This is a genomic window from Clostridioides sp. GD02377, assembly GCF_045899875.1.
Classification (GTDB): domain Bacteria; phylum Bacillota; class Clostridia; order Peptostreptococcales; family Peptostreptococcaceae; genus Clostridioides; species Clostridioides difficile_A.
This window is the reverse complement of the sequence record NZ_JBJODA010000007.1, coordinates 163,757-182,150: the sequence shown is the minus strand read 5'-3', so window position 1 is coordinate 182,150 and position 18,394 is coordinate 163,757. Positions and strand designations below refer to the sequence as shown.

The following is an 18,394-nucleotide window of genomic DNA, read 5'->3' as shown; positions in this document are numbered from 1 at the left end:
TTTTATGAAATTTAATTTGTAGTTTACACATAAAGTGATTAAAATAAAATAGTTATTAAAATATGGCACCTGTTTTTTAAGGTGTCATATTTTTGGATGCACAATTTTTTTGTTTCTGATAAAATGTATAATAGTTGGAAATTACGTTAAGTATAAAAATATAAAAACTTTTCTAGAACTATCACAGTTTGACATATAAAACATACTGACTTAACAGGAGCGAGTATTAGTATTTTTAGGAGATAAAAATGGAAAAATTAGAAGGAATGATAAGTGAAATAGTCTTTAAAAATGAGGACAATGGATATACAATAGCTCATCTAGTAAATGAAAAAGATGAAATTGTAATTGTAGGATGTATGCCTACTTTGGCAACTGGAGAAAGTATAGAAGTTGAAGGTAAATGGGTAAACCATAAGATTTATGGTACTCAGTTTGAAGTAAATAGTTTTATGCCAGTGACACCCTCATCCTTAGAAGGAATTTATGTCTATTTATCTTCTGGAATGATACATGGTATTGGTGAAAAAATGGCTAAGAGAATAATTGATAAATTTGGTGTAGATACACTAAATGTCATACAAAATTCACCAGAGAGACTACAAGAAGTAGAGGGTATAGGGAGTAAAAAGGTAAAACAAATAGTAAAAAGTTATGAAGAAGATAGAGAACTGAGAAATATAATAATAGAACTATCTCCTTTTGGAATAACACCAAATTACTGTCTAAAAATATACAAGAAATATAAAAGTAGTGCAATAGAAGTTATAAATAAAAATCCATATCAACTTGCTGAAGATATAAGAGGAATTGGATTTAAGGTGGCTGACAGTATAGCCAATAAAATTGGTATAGATAAAAATTCCAAGGATAGAGTTTGTCAGGGAATTTTATACACTTTAAATAAATCTCTAAGCAATGGACATACATATTTACCAGAGCATATCCTAATACAAGATTCGGAAAAATTATTGGAGCTAAAAGGAGAAATAATAAAAGAGTGCATAATGATGCTAGTTTATAATCAAAAAATACATATAGAGAAAGTAAACAATGAAAATCTTATATATCTTATGCCATACTACTTAGCTGAGAATGGAGTATGTAGCCAAATAGTAAAACTATCACAGTATGAATTCGAAGACTTGAAAATAGATATAGATAGTGAAATTAATATTTTGGAAGAAGATAAAAAAATCAAGCTAGCAGAAAAACAAATTTTAGCAGTCAAAGAATCTATTAATAGTGGAGTATTAATTATAACTGGTGGTCCAGGAACTGGTAAGACAACCACTATTAATTCTATCATAGAAATATTTGAGAATAATGGTAAAAGTGTTACCTTAGCAGCTCCTACAGGAAGAGCAGCAAAGAGAATGAGTGAAACTTCTGATAAAGAAGCAAAAACTATACATAGATTGTTGGAAATGGGTTTCTCAACAGATGATGATTTAACTTTTTTCAAAGATGAAGAAGACCCAATAAATTCAGATGTAATCATTGTTGATGAGGTATCAATGGTAGATATTATTTTAATGTACAACTTGCTTAGAGCTATAAAATTAGGAACAAGAGTTATTTTGGTTGGAGATAGTGACCAATTACCTTCTGTAGGAGCTGGAAATGTACTTAAAGATATGATTGATTCTAATATTATAAATGTGGTTAAATTAAATGAAATATTTAGACAAGCACAAGAGAGCATGATAATTGTAAATGCTCATAAAATAAACAATGGAGAGCCTCTTTATTTAAATACAAAAGAGAAAGATTTCTTTTTTATAAGAAAATCTACTAATGAAGAAATATTAAATGAAATAATAGGATTAGTTAATGAAAGATTACCTAAATTTTATAAAGTTGATAAATTAAAAGATATACAAGTTTTATCTTCAATGAGAAAAGGTGAGTTAGGAGTTACTAATCTCAATATAGAGTTACAGAAGTATCTTAACAAAAAAGAAAAATTTAAAGTTGAAGAAAGTTTTTCTAAAAGACTATTTAGAGTTGGCGATAAAGTAATGCAAGTAAAAAATAACTATACAAAAAAATGGGAGACAGAAGACCAAAAAGAAAGTGGAGAAGGCATCTATAATGGAGACATTGGATATGTCTACCACATAGATAAAGATAAGAAAACCATATATGTATTATTTGACCAAACTAAAATTGTATCTTATCTATATGATGAATTAGATGAAATCGACCATAGTTTCTGTACAACAATACATAAAAGTCAAGGAAGTGAATTTCCAGTTGTAGTATTACCAATAACTTGGGCTCCACCTATGTTACTTAGCCGTAATTTGTTATATACAGCTGTAACAAGAGCAAAAAAATTAGTTGTATTAGTTGGAGATGTAAAGTATCTTGAATATATGATAAAAAATAATAGAGTGAATCAAAGGTATTCAAATTTAGGATATAAGTTAAATAAATTTAAGCGAGAAGGGCTGTTGATAGAATAAATATGAAAATATGCAATGATAATTTTATTAAGCGTTTACAAAACATGATTAATAAATGTCTGGATTTTATATATCCTGAGAATATAAGTTGCATAATTTGTGATAAATCCATAAAGAAAACAAATACTTATTCAATATGCAAAAGCTGTTTTAATGAAATGAATTTTATACAAGATGGTTGTATGAAATGTGGAAAACCAATAATACATCATTCAATTGAAAAGGAGTTTTTTGAAGAGTGTAGTTACTGTTTTAATAAAGATTTTTATTTTGATAAATCTATATCCTGTATTGAATATAATGATGTAACCAAAAAGATAGTATTAGGGCTAAAATATAATCAGAAAACATTTATGGCTAGGTATATAGCTGAGATAATGAAAGAAAAGTTGCATTTAGAAAACTTGAAATTTGATTATATACTATTTGTTCCTCTTCATAAAAAAAGGTTGAACAAAAGAGGCTTTAATCAAGCACAAAAAATAGCGTCTAATTTAAGTAAGATACTTAATATTCCATTATTAGATTGTATAAGTAGAAAAAAATATACAAGAATGCTCTATAAATTAAACAAAAAAGAAAGAAAAGAAGAACTAAAAAATGTATTTGAAGTTAAAGAAAATATAAAATTAATAAATGATAAAAATTTACTTTTAATAGATGATATATTTACTACAGGTTTGACAACAAATGAAATTTCTAAACTTCTAAAGTTATCTGGTGCTAATAAGGTATTTGTATTGACTCTACTGACAAGAGCAAGTGATAATTATGTTATGGAATAATCTTATATGTTGACAATTTTAATTTAAAATATTAAAATGAATAAGTGATATTTAGGTCTGTGGTTGAAAGTCCAAGCCAGTCGCAGGCAAAAGGATCCACGTAAGTTAACACTAAAAATTGGGTTAATGATCATGGTGCGGCTTAGAAGTAAGACCTACCGGTAATAAAATCGAGAGAGAGTAGTAGTGCGGCGAACCCAAGCGAACCCTCCAGTAGGCGAGTGTGGGGTCAAAAACCAGGTCAGCTAAATATCATATTAAAGAGAGCTAGCATAATACTTTTATGTGTAGCTCTTTTTTGTGTATAATAAATTAAAATTAGGTCATAAAGAGGTGATATATTTGAACAAAAGACAGGAAAACTTGTTAACGACATTGCTATTAGAAAAAGATTTTATAAATGTAAATGAGATTGCTAATGATTTTGAATGTTCAGAAAGGACAATAAGAAATGATTGCAAATATATTGATGACTGGTTATCTACTTTCTGTAATGCTTATATAAAAAGAAAACCTAACATAGGAGTTAAATTTAGTGGAGATGATACAGATAAAATACTAGTAAATCAGAAGTTACGAGGTGAAGTTAAAAGAGTAAATAGTGAGCTACATAAGCAAGTTGAGATATTGAATTTACTGCTTTGTAACAATAAGAAAATCACCTTAAATGATTTATCTAACAAATTATATATAAATAAAAATATTGTCAGAGAAGAAATAAGTAAATTATCATTGTTATTAAATAATTATAACTTAAATGTATTAACTAAAAAAGGCAGTGGTATATGTATTGAAGGAGATGAGAAAGACATAAGAGTAATGTTAGTATCATTCTTGTTTAAGTACATAGATAAATATAGGCTAAATATAGATGAAATAGAATATTTTCATATAGTAGATATAATAGTTGTTAAAAATATAATGTCTACCATAGAAGAGAATATGGATATAAGACTTACAGATATATCATTCAGACAATTAATGTTGTTTTTACTTATAAATATAATACGAATAAGATTAGGAAATTCTTTGGAGGTATTAAATGACAAGAAAGAGCTCAAATTAAAAATGCTTATTTTAGATATAGAAGATGAATTAAAATCTAATTTATCTATAGTGTTAAATCATGAAGAAAAATTGTTTATAGAATCCTTAATATTTGGTATGAATAAGCAAATAAATAGTAGTAACACTAAAAGAGCATTATATTTAAATGAAGAGTTAGTAGAATATACAAAAAAAATTATAAATTTAGTATCAGAAGAATCAGGAATAAATTTCAATAATGATATATTGCTTTATGAGCAATTAATATGTCATTTAAATGTTACAATGCACCAAATGAAAAGTAATGTATATTTGGAGAATCCACTTTTAGATAATATAAAAACTAAATTTTGCTTTTTATTCACAGTAATATCAAATTCAATAGGAATTGAATTAAAAGGAAAACAAATAACAGAAGATGAAATAGGTTATCTTACACTCCACTTTCAAACATCTTTAGAAAGGAAATATAATAAGAGGGAATCAAATAAGAAAGCAAGTATTGTATGCCCATTTAGTTTTGGGGTAAGTATGTTATTAAAAGTGAAAATAGAAAAGAGATTTGATAATATAGAAATTGTTGAAACTCTAAGAGAGGAAGATTTAAAAAGAGATAACTTCAATAAAATGATAGACTTTATAATTGCATTTCAAGAATATGAAAATATTCAAAAGCCAATTTTCATAACAACGCCGTTATTTACTGATGAAGATGAAAACAAACTTAAGGAATTTACAAATAAAATAAAGGAAAAAGATACATCATACAAGCTTATGAATAGATTAATGATGTCTGATTATTTAATAAGAGAGTTAGAACACGATGATATTTATGAAGCTATAACATATCTAACTAATTTGTTAATTGAAAAGCATTATGCTGAAAAAGAGTATTTAGAATCTATTATAACAAGAGAAAAATCATATCCAACCAATGTTGGCAAAGGAATACTATTTCCTCATGGAGATATGAAATACATAAAGCAATCTGTGTTATGTTTTGCAAGATTAAAGACACCAATAAAAATTAGAAATGGAAAAGATATAAATATTATACTTTTATTAGCTTACAAAAAGGATGATGATAGAAAAATATTTAGAGAGTTATTTAAAGAAATATCTAGTTTAACAGAAGATGAAGGTATGTTGGATACTCTAAGTAAGTGTGATATATCAAAAATAAAAGATGTTCTTATTTAAAATTCATAGTGAGATGTAAATAAGCACAAAATTTTCCATGTGATGGAAAAAGTTGTGCATGTTTTTTTGTTTTTATACGATATTATATATTTGTAAGATATAAACTATCTAAAAGCAGAGAAGCAACTTAGGAGGAAAAAATGGAAGAAATAGTTTTAAAGATTATAATTCACGCTGGAAATGCAAAATCCATGCTTTATGAAGCACTTAGTTGTGCAAAGGAAAACGATTTTAAAAAAGCAGATGAATTGATTGAAAGTGCAAACGAAGAAATTTTAAAAGCACATAAAGTACAAACTGAACTTATACAAAAAGAAGCTGGAGGAGATAAGTCAGATATATCTATATTGTTAATTCACTCTCAAGACCATCTAATGACTTGTATGAGCGAGAGAAATCTTATCAAAGAAATGATTATATTAAGAAAAGAAATTCAAAAATTAAAATAAAAAAGATTAAGGGGGATTTAGAAGAATGAAAAGAAAAGTATATTTATTTTGTAGTTTTGGAATGTCAACAAGTTTGCTTGCAGGTAAGATGCAAAAGGTAGCTGATGAGCATAATTTACCAATAGAAGTAGAAGCATTTCCGATAGCAGAAATTGATAAAATAGTTGCAGAAAAAAATCCAGATTGTATATTATTAGGGCCACAAGTTAAGTACATGTTAAAGGAATTAAAGCCAAAGTTTGAAGCACAAGGTAAGCCTATAGATATGATAAATGAAGCTGATTATGGAACTATGAATGGTGAAAAAGTATTAAAACTTGCTATAAAGTTAATAAAATCTAAACAAGTGTAGGATTATAATAGAAAATAATTGGAAATGAGGGTGGATAGATGAATAAATTGGAAAGAATACTTATGCCATTGGCTGAGAAAATAGGTAAAAATAAATTATTAATTGCAATTAGAGATGGTTTTTTAGTATCATCACCATTATTAATAATAGGTTCGTTATTTTTATTGGTAGCAAATTTTCCGATAAAAGGATGGGATGAATTTGTAGGTCAAATTTTTGGTTCAGATTGGGCTGTCAAATTACAACAACCAACTGTAGCGACATTTGAAGTAATGACTCTACTTGCAGTTCTAGGAATTGGATATTCTTATGCAAAACAAATAGATGTAGACCCAATAGCATCAGCAGCAGTTGCAATAGTTGCTTTTTTTATAGTAACACCATTTGTGATACCATATACACCAGAAGGAACAACATCAGTTTATATGGTCACAGGAATACCACTGGGGTGGATGGGCTCTAAAGGAATGTTTGTAGGTATGATAACAGCAATAACTTCTGTAAAATTATTTGCAGCAGTTGTCAAAAAAGGATGGACATTAAAAATGCCAGATGGAGTTCCTCCAACTGTATCAAAATCATTTGCTGCATTAATACCAAGTGCAATAGTTATGATAGTCTTCTTTTTAGTTAAGATAGCCTTTGAAGCTACACCATATGGAAGTATACATGAATTTATATTTAAATTTTTACAGATGCCATTGTTAAAACTAGGAAATAGCTTGGGTGCTATGGCAATCGCTTACATATTCTTACACTTATTCTGGTTCTTTGGAATAAATGGAAGTAGTGTTGTTGGAGCTGTATATAATCCTATATTAAAGATTTTATCAGCTGAAAATTTAGCTGCATTTCAAGCTGGTTCAAAAATACCAAACATAATAACTGGTCAATTCCAAGATATGTTTGCAACATTTGGTGGAGCTGGTAGTACACTATCATTAGTCATAGCTATGTTATTAATATGTAAAAGTAAACGTATAAAGTCAATGGGAAAATTATCAATCTTACCAGGAATATTTGGTATAAATGAGCCATTGATATTTGGTCTACCAATAATGCTTAACCCAATATTATTGATACCATTTGCAATAGTTCCAACAATAAATATAATAATAGCTTATTTCTGTATGTCAGCAGGTTTGGTACCACTTACAAATGGAGTCCAATTACCATGGACAACTCCAATTATATTCTCTGGTTTTCTAACAACAGGATGGCAAGGGGCTGTCTTACAATTAGCACTTCTTGTACTAGGAATATTTATGTATATGCCATTTATAAAAATGCTGGACAAACAATATTTGAGAGAAGAAAAGACAAATGTTGAAGAGGAAGATGATGATATATCTTTTGATGATTTAGTATTATAGGAGGAATATTATGAAAAAAATAGTTATGATATTGGATCAAATACAAGCTGGTGCTGGAGGAAAAGAAAAAAATAATATACCTCCTGCTGGAAAATCAAGCCCATTAGGTCCAGGTATAATGATGGAACCATTTTTAGATGATTCTAAAGTAATAGCTACATTATTTTGTGGAGACGAATTTTTTATAAATAATGAAGAAGATGTAACAAACAAAATGATAGCCATGGTAGAAAAATTAAATCCTGATGTAGTAATTTGTGGTCCAAGTTTCAATTATGAAAATTTTTCTAAGATGTCAGCTATATTATGCAAAAATATAAATGATAAGACTAATATATCAGCGTTTGCAGCTATGTCAGAAGAAAATATAGATATAATAAACGAATATAGAAATGATATATGTATAGTTAAAACACCAAAAAAAGGTGGAATTGGACTTAACGATTCATTAAACAACATATGTAAATTAGCAAAATCAATGGCAAATAAAGAGGATATAACTTTAATGAGAGAAGAATTTTGTTATTAATACAAATCTAAGTAATATAATATTTATAATGAAAACAGATTACTAGAATCTATATAATAAGGAGGGGAATTTTGACATGTGGGGAATGATAGCAACATGGAGAATGGCTCTAGAAGGTATAACTGAGGCATCAGAGAGTTTGGAAAAAGGTATGGAAGCAGGAGATGCAGTAGAGCTTGCTGTAAGAAGAGTCGAAGATTATCCATTCTATAAGTCAGTTGGTTATGGAGGACTTCCAAATGAAAACTGTGAGGTAGAACTTGATGCTGCATTTATGGATGGTAATACATTAGATATTGGAGCAGTTGCTGGGATAAGGGATTATTCTAATCCTGTCAGCATAGCGAGAAAACTTAGTTATGAGAAGGTAAATAATTTCTTGGTCGGAATAGGTGCTGAAGAGTATGCCCATAAAAATGGATTTGAAAGAAAAAATATGTTGACCGACAGAGCAAAGTTGCATTATAAAAAGAGAAAAAAAGAAACTTTAGACAAGGGGTTAAGTCCATATTCGGGTCATGATACTGTTGGAATGATATCTTTAGATAAAAATGGGAAGATGTGTGCAGCTACTTCAACAAGTGGATTATTTATGAAGAAAAGAGGCAGAATAGGAGATTCTGCACTATCAGGTTCGGGATTTTTTGTTGATAGTAGTATAGGAGGAGCTACAGCTACTGGTCTAGGAGAAGACTTGATGAAGGGATGTATATCTTATGAAATAGTTAGACTTATGAAAGAAGGAAAACATCCACAAGAAGCTTGTGATATAGCAGTAAATGAACTTGATAAACAGCTTATTAAAAGAAGAGGGAAAGCAGGGGATTTATCACTAGTTGCCATGAACAATAAGGGCGAATGGGGAGTAGCTACAAATATAGCTGATTTTACTTTTTCAGTAGTAACTAAGGAAGAAGCACCTACAGTCTATATTTCAAATAGAGTAAATGGGAAAACTATACATAAGGTTATATCAAATGAATGGATGGAAGCATATGAAGCTAGAATAAAAGCTCCAATAGAAGTGAAAGAATAAATCAGTCATATAATAATGTAGAGTTTTTTATAATAAGGAGATTTTTATGAATATCATAAATAATAAAGTAGATGAATTAAGAGAAGACTTATTAAGTGATATTATAGATATTGTAAAAATACCTAGTGTTAAAGGGGAGTCAGAAAATGGCTTCCCTTTTGGCGAAAAAGTAGGTAAAGCACTTAATAAAGCATTAGAAATATCAAAAAAATTGGGATTTAAGGTTAGAAACTTAGATAATTATATTGGTTACGCAGAATATGGAGAGAGTGAAGATTACATTTGCGTGATTGGTCATGTAGATGTTGTACATGAAGGTGAAGGTTGGGAGTATCAACCTTATAAAGGAGAAAAAGCCGATGGAAGAATTTATGGTAGAGGAGTATTAGATAATAAAGGACCTATAATATCTGCTTTATATGGATTGTATGCTATTAAAGAATTGGCTTTAGATTTAGATAAAAAAGTTAGAATAATCTTTGGTACAAACGAAGAGAGTGGATTTGAAGATATACCATATTATTTAGAAAAAGAAAAAGCTCCTCTTATGGGATTTACACCAGATTGCAAGTATCCTGTTGTATATGGTGAAAAAGGAATGGCAAAGATTAGAATCAAAAGCAAAAATACCTATGAAGAAGACACATTTTTAGGTTTTATAGAAAACATGTCTGAAAATGTGCTTGTTATATATAAAGAGTTAAATAAAGAGAATAGTGATATTATATTGGATATAAAGGTAAAATACGATTTTAGTTATAAACTAAAAAATGTATTAGATGAAATAAAATTTAGTTTTCCAAATAGTATTGAAGTAGAAGTAATTTCTAATTTTAATCCTGTATATTTTGATAAAGAGAGTGAGCTTATTAAAAAACTTCAGATAGCATATGAAAGAGTTACATTATTAGATGGAACTCCAGTAACAACCAATGGAGGTACATATGCAAAAGTAATGCCAAATATAGTTCCATTTGGACCTTCATTTCCAGGACAAAAAGGAATAGCTCATAATCCTGATGAATACATGGATATAGAAGATATAATTTTAAATGCAAAGATATTTGCAAATGCAATATATGAATTGGCGAAGGAGTAATTATGTTAGAGATAATAGGAATGACAGTAGAAGACGCTAAAATTATAGAAGATTGTGGCGCAGATAGAATAGAGCTGGTTAGTGCTTTAACTGAAGGTGGATTGACACCAAGTTTTGGTCTTATAGAAAGAGTTGTTAACAGTGTAAAGATACCTGTGAATGTAATGATAAGACATCATGCAAAAAGTTTTACTTATAGTGAAGAAGATATAACAATCATGCAAAAAGATATAAGCATAATTAAAGATATTGGTGCTAATGGAGTTGTATTTGGTATGTTAGATAAAAACAATAACATAGATGAAAAAAATTTAAATGTTTTGTTAGAATGTTGTGATAATCTTGATGTTACATTTCATAGAGCTATAGATGAATCAAGTATAATGGATAGTATTAAAATTTTGAAGGATTATAATAAAATTACAAATATATTAACATCAGGTGGAAAGGGCAATATAGTTGATAACATACAAACAATAAATAATATGATACTTAATTCTAATCATATAAAAATTCTTTTAGGTGGAGGACTTAATTTCAGCAATATAGAGAAGATAAAGGAATTAACTAAAGCAAGCAATTTTCATTTTGGTACAGCTATTAGAATAAATAACAGTCCTTTTGAAGATATAGATAAACAAAAACTTAAACAGCTTGTAAATATAATTTCAAAATAATACAAACATTAAATATTTAATCTAAATAATGAGTGTGAGTTAATTATAATTTGGGTATATGCATGATAATAGGTATTAAGTATGAAATTATTGTTGGAGGTGCTTTACTACTTTTATATAGTCTTGAATACTAATAATGAAAGAAAAAATAAAATATGGAGGTTTTAGAGGGTTTATATTTATAAAAGATTTATAAAAGTCGAACGGCATATAATACATATAATTTCCTAAAATTACCAACTTATGACATGAATTCACATATTAATAAACAATTAATGGAGATATTTGTGGATATAAACAGTAGCAAAAATAGCTTTAAATAAACAAATACAAGAGTTATTAACAATTTTATCCACATTATCCACAGGTAGTTGTAATAATATTAATCCACATAAGTTTTTAAATAACTAAAAATGATAAATAATTCTATCAATTGAATATAAAAAATCATAAAAGTTAATAATAAAAAGAGGATTATGAAAGTTCGTGTAGAATATATTATTAAAGTATAAATTTTCTTATACTGGCATAATTGAAGGGAGATGTACTTATGAACATAATTATATCTGGAAAACAAATCGAATTAACTGATGCAATAAAAAGTAAAATCGAAAACAAACTAAGTAAGTTAGATAATTACATTCATCCAGACACTGATGTAAAAGTTACAGTAAGTGCTAAAAAAGCAAGACAAAAAATAGAGGTAACAATAGCTACTGTAAATGGTCCTATAATTAGAGCAGAAGATATGCAGGAAAATTTATACACAGCTATAGATGTTGTATATGATAAATTAAGTAAACAATTAAAAAAATATAAAAAGAGATTACAAGATAAACATAAAGACAACAAGAGCATAAGATTCCAAGATGCAGAAATAAATCTAGCTGATGAGCAAGAAGATTATGGGGATGAAAATCAAGAATTAGTAATTCAAAGACGTAAAAAATTTAGTGTTAAACCAATGAGCGAAGAAGAAGCTGTATTACAAATGGAGTTAATAGGACATGACTTTTATATGTTCAAGAATATAGATTCAGATGAAATAGCAGTAGTTTATAAGCGTCATAATGGTGGATATGGTATAATAGAACATGAATAAAGCAATTTAGATTTAATCATATTAGCTATCGATAAATAAATTATCGATAGCTTTTTAAATTAATATTAAAAGTATAGTTTTTATGGTAAAATGAATAATAGTACAATAAAGAACGAGGAGAGATGTAAAATATGAGCTTTATGGATAATTTATTCAACATGGCAGATAAAAAAGAATTAAAAAAGTTCAATAAAACTGTTGATATAATAGATTCATTAGAACCTAAATTTGAATCTATGGCAGACTCGGAACTTAAAAATATGACAAATATATTTAAAGAAAGATTAGCAAATAATGAAAGTATAGATGATATACTTCCAGAAGCTTTTGCAGTAGTTAGAGAAGTTTCTAAGAGAGTGTTAGGACTTAGACACTATAGAGTCCAAATGGTTGGAGGTATAGTGTTACATCAAGGAAGAATAGCCGAAATGAAAACAGGTGAAGGTAAAACTTTGGTTGCAACTGCTCCTGTTTATTTGAATGCCCTTACAGGAAAAGGTGTACATGTTGTAACAGTAAATGATTACCTTGCAAAACGTGATAGAGACCAAATGGCAAAAATATATGAATTTTTAGGAATGAGTGTAGGTGTTATTATACATGGTCAAAATCCAAAAGTTAGAAAAGAGCAATATGATTGTGATATAACTTATGGTACAAATAATGAGTACGGATTTGACTACTTAAAGGACAATATGGTAATACACAAAGAGCAAAGAGTTCAAAGAGGATTAAATTATGCTATAGTGGATGAGGTTGACTCTATACTAATAGATGAAGCTAGAACACCACTTATCATATCTGGGCCTGGCGACAAATCAACTCACTTATATTCAGATGCAAATACATTTGTGTTAACTCTAAGACCAGATGATTACGAATTAGAAGAAAAAGACAAGGCAGTATCTCTAACAGCATCAGGTATACAAAAGGCAGAAGTATATTTTAATGTTGATAATATAACTGATATATCTCATACAGAGTTATACCATCATATAAATCAGGCTTTAAGAGCGCATGTAATAATGAAGAAAGATGTTGACTATGTTGCTAAAGATGGAGAAATAGTAATAGTTGATGAGTTTACTGGTAGACTTATGTTTGGTAGAAGATATTCAGAAGGTTTACACCAAGCAATAGAAGCTAAAGAAGGTCTTAAAATACAAAGAGAATCTAAAACACTAGCTACTGTAACATTCCAAAACTACTTTAGAATGTATAAAAAACTTTCTGGTATGACTGGTACAGCAAAAACAGAAGAAGAAGAGTTTAAAGCAATTTATAAAATGGACGTTTTCCAAGTACCTACCAATAAGCTTATGGTAAGAGAAGATTTACCAGATTCTGTATACAAAAGTGAAATAGGTAAATTTAATGCTGTAGCACAAGAAATAATTGAAAGACATAAAGTTAATCAGCCAATACTTGTAGGTACAGTATCGATAGAAAAATCAGAATTATTATCACAAATATTAAAGAAAAAAGGCATTAAACATGAAGTATTAAATGCTAAGCATCATGATAAAGAGGCAGAGATAATAGCACAGGCTGGTAGATTAGGCGCTGTTACAATAGCTACAAATATGGCTGGTCGTGGTACAGATATAGTTTTAGGTGGAAACCCAGATTTCTTAACTAAGAGAGAAATGAGAAGAAATGGATTTAAAGAGGAAATAGTAAATAGGGTAGATACTCCAATAGAAGGTATACCTGTAAAAGGTAATGAGACTCTATTTGAAGCTAGAGCGGAGTATGAAAGACTATTTGAAAAGTTTAAACAACAAACACAAGAAGAACAAAAACAAGTTGTAGAAGCAGGTGGACTTGCTATAATTGGTACAGAGAGACATGAATCTCGAAGAATAGATAACCAGTTGAGAGGTCGTGCTGGTCGTCAAGGTGACCCAGGTAGTTCAAGATTTTATATAGGTCTTGATGATGACCTTATGAGATTGTTTGGAAGTGATAGGATATCTGGAATTGTAGATAAAATAGGTCTTGAAGAAGATATGCCAATAGAACATAGAATATTATCTAAATCTATTGAAGGAGCACAAAAGAAAGTTGAAGGTAAAAACTTTGGAATAAGAAAGCATGTACTTCAATACGATGATGTTATGAATAAACAAAGAGAAATAATATATGCAGAAAGAAAGCGTGTATTAGAAGGCGAAGATTTACAAGAGCAAATACAGTCAATGACTCATTCTATAATAGAGGAAGCTGTGACTCTTTATACACAAGATAAAGGGTTTGATGAAGATGGATTTAAAGAGCATATGTATAATCTGTTCTTACCAAAAGGTAGCATAGAGATACCAGAAATAGAAAAACTTAATCCAGTTGAAATAACAGAAAAAGTTTATGAAATAGCTATGAAGATATACACTTCAAAAGAAGAACAAGTAGGCTATGAAAGAATGAGAGAGGTTGAGAGAGTAATCTTACTTCAAGCTGTTGATAACCATTGGATAGACCATATAGATGCTATGGACCAATTACGTCAAGGTATCGGTCTTCGTGCTGTAGGTCAACAGGACCCAGTTATTGCTTATAAAATGGAAGGTTTTGACATGTTTGATGAAATGAATAAACATATCAAAGAAGATACTGTAAGATATTTATTTAATATAACAATAGAAACTCCAGTGGAAAGAAAAGCAGTTGTAGATGTTGAAAATCTATCTTCACCGTCAGATGGGACACTTCCAACAAGTAAAACAGTTAAAAAAGATGAAAAAGTTGGAAGAAATGACTTATGCCCTTGTGGAAGTGGTAAAAAATATAAAAACTGTTGTGGTAGATAATCTTGGAGGATTAAATGTTAAAGATACAAGAGTATAGACATAGCGTGGAGCAAATAGCTTCAAATTTAGAAGAATTGAGGGTTTCTCTTTGACATAGCTTCATTGATGGAAAAGATGCAGATTAATGAAGAAAAGATGAACAAACAGGATTTTTGGAATGATAATGAGTTTGCTCAAAGAGTACTTCAAGAAAATAAATCTTTAAAAGAGACACTAGAAGAATATGAAAGCTTAAAAAATTTATTAGAAGATATAGAAGTATTAATTGAAATAGGTCTAGAAGAAGAGGATGATTCTGTAGAAAAGGATATAGAAAAGTCCATAGAATCAATAGAAGAAAAATTATCTGAAATTAAAATAAAAACTCTTCTAAGTGGAGAGTATGACAAAAATAATGCCATATTATCTATAAACGCTGGAACAGGTGGATTAGATGCCCAAGATTGGGCTCAGATGCTTTTGAGAATGTATATAAGATGGTCAGAAGGCAAGGGCTATAAAGTTAAGCTTTTAGATATAATATCAGACACTGAAGCAGGAATAAAGACAGCTACAATTCTTGTAGAGGGAACAAATGCTTATGGATACTTAAAGAGTGAAAAAGGTGTTCATAGGTTGGTAAGAATATCTCCTTTTGACCCATCAGGAAAAAGACATACTTCATTTGCATCTATAGATGTAACACCAGAGCTAGATGAGAACATAGAAGTAGAAATTAATCCATCAGATTTAAAGATAGACACATATAGAGCATCTGGAGCTGGAGGGCAACATGTAAATACAACTGATTCAGCAGTTAGAATAACACATATCCCTACAGGTGTAGTAGTTCAGTGTCAAAATGAGAGGTCTCAACATCTAAATAAAGATAGAGCTATGAGATTTTTGATGGCAAAATTGATAGAATTAAAAGAATTGGAACAAAAAGAAAAAATAGAAGACATACAAGGGAAATATTCACAAATAACATGGGGTAGTCAAATTAGGTCATATGTTTTTCAACCATATAAATTGGTTAAAGACCATAGAACAAATGCTGAGTTTGGAAATGTAGATAGTGTAATGAATGGAAATATAGACCTATTTATTAATGAATACTTAAAAATGAATAAAACAGTTTAATAAATATGCACTGTAATTAAGAGATATGTATAAGAAGGTTAGTGCTTACTATGCACTTACAGCACTTAGGCTGAGGACGACAACCCTCAGCCTTCGTTCTGTTTATTATTATACTTATGAAAAAAATAACATTAGGAGTGAAAAAATTGGATATAAATCAAATCTTAAAAAAAGAATTTAATCTTAGAGATGAGCAAATAAACAATACATTAAAACTTATTGATGAGGGTAATACAATACCATTTATAGCTAGGTACAGAAAAGAAATGACTGGTGAGATGAGTGATGTCACACTAAGAGAATTTCATGAAAAATTGATGTATTTAAGAAACCTTCAAAGTAGAAAAGATGATGTAGTTAGACTAATAGATGAGCAAGGAAAGCTAACAGATGAAATAACAAAAAATATAGAAAAAGCAAAGACATTACAAGAAGTAGAAGATATCTATGCTCCATATAAACAAAAGAAAAGAACTAGAGCAATAATAGCTAAGGAAAAGGGATTAGAAAACTTAGCATTGTCAATACTAGAGAATAGTCTAGATAGTATAGAAATAGAAGCAAAGAATTATATTGATGAGAAGAAAGAAGTTCTCTCTGTTGAAGATGCATTAAAAGGTGCGAGAGATATAATTGCAGAATTAGTTTCAGATGATGCTAAGATTAGAAAATATATAAGAGAATTAGCTTTAAGAGAAGGCATGATAGTTAGCAAAAGTTCTACTGATGAGAAATCAGTTTATGATATGTATTATGATTATAATGAAGCAGTAAAGAGTATGGCTCCACATAGAGTTTTGGCGATAAATCGAGGAGAAAAAGAGAACTTCCTAAAAGTTAAGTTAGAAATAAATAATGATAAAGTTTTAAATTACATAATAAATGAATATGTAAATGATAAAAATTTCAAAAATAAAGAAGAAATCGTAAGCTCAATAGAAGATTCTTATAAAAGATTAATTTTTCCATCAATAGAAAGAGAAATAAGAAATCATTTAACAGAAATAGCTCAAGAAAGAGCTATAAGTGTATTTGGAAAAAATGTTAAAAGTTTATTGCTTCAACCACCAGTTAAAGACAAGGTAGTTATGGGATTTGACCCCGCATTTAGAACTGGATGTAAAATAGCTATAGTAGATAAAAATGGTAAACTATTAGATTATACAACAGTATACCCAACAGACCCACAAAATGATGTAGAGGGAGCAAAGAGAGTTTTAAAAGGATTGATTGAAAAATACGATATAGATATAATCTCAATAGGTAATGGGACTGCATCTAGAGAATCAGAAACTTTTGTATCAGAAATGATAAAAGAGATAGATAGGGAAGTGCAATATGTTATAGTTAGTGAAGCCGGAGCCTCTGTTTATTCGGCATCTGAACTTGCGAACGAAGAACATCCAGATATAAATGTATCAATAAGGGGAGCTATATCTATAGCTAGAAGATTACAAGACCCATTAGCAGAGCTTGTAAAAATAGACCCTAAAAGTATAGGTGTAGGTCAATATCAGCATGATTTAAATAAAAAGAGACTAGAAGAAGTACTAGATGGTGTTGTTGAAGATTCTGTAAACAGTGTTGGAGTAGATTTAAATACAGCATCATACTCTCTACTAGAGCATATTGCAGGAATAAGTAAGGCCATTGCAAAAAATATAATAGCATATAGAGAAGAAAATGGAGACTTCACATCAAGAGTACAACTTAAAAAAGTAAAAAGACTTGGACCTCAAGCATTTACTCAATGTGCTGGATTTATGAGAATCTTAGATGGTAAAAACCCACTAGATAATACAGGTGTGCATCCTGAAAGTTATGATATATGCAAAAAAATGATTGAGATAATAGGATACTCTTTAAATGATATAAAAAATAAAAATATAGAAGAAATAGATGAGAAAATAAAAGAGATTGGATTGAGAGAATTAAGTGAAAAACTGGAAGTAGGTCAAGTCACTTTAAGAGATATTATATCTGAAATTAAAAAGCCAGGAAGAGACCCAAGAGAAGAAGGAATAAAACCTATTCTTAGAACTGATGTCTTAAAAATTGAAGACATACAAGAAGGAATGTCTTTAAAAGGTACAATAAGAAATGTTGTAGATTTTGGTGCATTTGTAGATATCGGAATAAAAAATGATGGATTAGTCCATAAATCAGAAATGAGTAATAGCTTTGTAAAAGACCCTATGAGTATTGTTACAGTAGGAGATATAGTCGATGTAAAAGTTATTGGAATTGACTTAAATAAAAAGAGAGTAGCTCTATCAATGAAAAAATAAATAAGCTTATGTATGTTTGTTTTTGATACTATATTTGTAAGTATGATTTATAGAATATAT

Annotated in this window: 14 protein-coding genes; all 14 read left to right on the top strand. The window is 29.1% G+C overall.

Annotated features, from left to right (window positions below; all coding sequences use genetic code 11):
• Positions 1 to 248: 248 nt before the first annotated feature.
• The gene (locus tag Q3304_RS08090; RefSeq protein WP_223153382.1) at positions 249 to 2,468 is read left to right on the top strand and encodes an ATP-dependent RecD-like DNA helicase; all 2,220 of its coding nucleotides are present in this window, start codon (positions 249 to 251) and stop codon (positions 2,466 to 2,468) included.
• Positions 2,469 to 2,470: 2 nt separating this feature from the next.
• Entirely contained in the window at positions 2,471 to 3,253 is a 783-nt protein-coding gene (locus Q3304_RS08085; RefSeq protein WP_054268710.1) for a ComF family protein, read from the top strand.
• Between the two features lie 333 nt (positions 3,254 to 3,586).
• Positions 3,587 to 5,500, top strand: a complete 1,914-nt coding sequence (locus tag Q3304_RS08080; RefSeq protein ID WP_074179954.1) for a PTS sugar transporter subunit IIA — start codon at positions 3,587 to 3,589, stop codon at positions 5,498 to 5,500.
• Between the two features lie 140 nt (positions 5,501 to 5,640).
• A complete protein-coding gene (locus tag Q3304_RS08075; protein ID WP_054268712.1) occupies positions 5,641 to 5,949 on the top strand; it encodes a PTS lactose/cellobiose transporter subunit IIA in 309 nt (102 codons plus the stop codon).
• A gap of 25 nt (positions 5,950 to 5,974) precedes the next feature.
• Positions 5,975 to 6,301: a PTS sugar transporter subunit IIB gene (locus Q3304_RS08070; RefSeq protein ID WP_074179932.1), complete on the top strand. Its 327-nt coding sequence runs from the start codon at positions 5,975 to 5,977 to the stop codon at positions 6,299 to 6,301.
• Positions 6,302 to 6,339: 38 nt separating this feature from the next.
• The gene (gene celB, locus Q3304_RS08065) at positions 6,340 to 7,674 is read left to right on the top strand and encodes a PTS cellobiose transporter subunit IIC (RefSeq protein ID WP_054268714.1); all 1,335 of its coding nucleotides are present in this window, start codon (positions 6,340 to 6,342) and stop codon (positions 7,672 to 7,674) included.
• Between the two features lie 10 nt (positions 7,675 to 7,684).
• Positions 7,685 to 8,203 carry a GrdB-related putative oxidoreductase gene (locus Q3304_RS08060; protein ID WP_407814235.1) on the top strand — a complete coding sequence of 173 codons (519 nt, stop codon included), beginning with the start codon at positions 7,685 to 7,687 and terminating at the stop codon, positions 8,201 to 8,203.
• A 76-nt stretch (positions 8,204 to 8,279) separates the two neighbouring features.
• Positions 8,280 to 9,239: a N(4)-(beta-N-acetylglucosaminyl)-L-asparaginase gene (locus Q3304_RS08055; RefSeq protein WP_054268716.1), complete on the top strand. Its 960-nt coding sequence runs from the start codon at positions 8,280 to 8,282 to the stop codon at positions 9,237 to 9,239.
• 46 nt (positions 9,240 to 9,285) lie between these two features.
• The gene (locus Q3304_RS08050) at positions 9,286 to 10,338 is read left to right on the top strand and encodes a Sapep family Mn(2+)-dependent dipeptidase (protein ID WP_074179935.1); all 1,053 of its coding nucleotides are present in this window, start codon (positions 9,286 to 9,288) and stop codon (positions 10,336 to 10,338) included.
• 2 nt (positions 10,339 to 10,340) lie between these two features.
• Positions 10,341 to 11,015, top strand: coding sequence for a copper homeostasis protein CutC (locus Q3304_RS08045; protein WP_054275590.1), 675 nt, complete (start codon positions 10,341 to 10,343; stop codon positions 11,013 to 11,015).
• Positions 11,016 to 11,565: 550 nt separating this feature from the next.
• Entirely contained in the window at positions 11,566 to 12,117 is a 552-nt protein-coding gene (gene hpf / locus Q3304_RS08040; protein ID WP_054268719.1) for a ribosome hibernation-promoting factor, HPF/YfiA family, read from the top strand.
• A gap of 131 nt (positions 12,118 to 12,248) precedes the next feature.
• A complete protein-coding gene (gene secA / locus Q3304_RS08035) occupies positions 12,249 to 14,924 on the top strand; it encodes a preprotein translocase subunit SecA (RefSeq protein ID WP_407814234.1) in 2,676 nt (891 codons plus the stop codon).
• A gap of 14 nt (positions 14,925 to 14,938) precedes the next feature.
• A protein-coding gene (prfB, locus tag Q3304_RS08030; RefSeq protein WP_407814233.1) for a peptide chain release factor 2 occupies positions 14,939 to 16,046 on the top strand; the annotation gives its coding sequence in 2 pieces (ribosomal slippage) (positions 14,939 to 15,013 and positions 15,015 to 16,046; 1,107 coding nt in all).
• Between the two features lie 146 nt (positions 16,047 to 16,192).
• Positions 16,193 to 18,334 carry a Tex family protein gene (locus Q3304_RS08025; RefSeq protein WP_407814232.1) on the top strand — a complete coding sequence of 714 codons (2,142 nt, stop codon included), beginning with the start codon at positions 16,193 to 16,195 and terminating at the stop codon, positions 18,332 to 18,334.
• Positions 18,335 to 18,394: the final 60 nt, after the last annotated feature.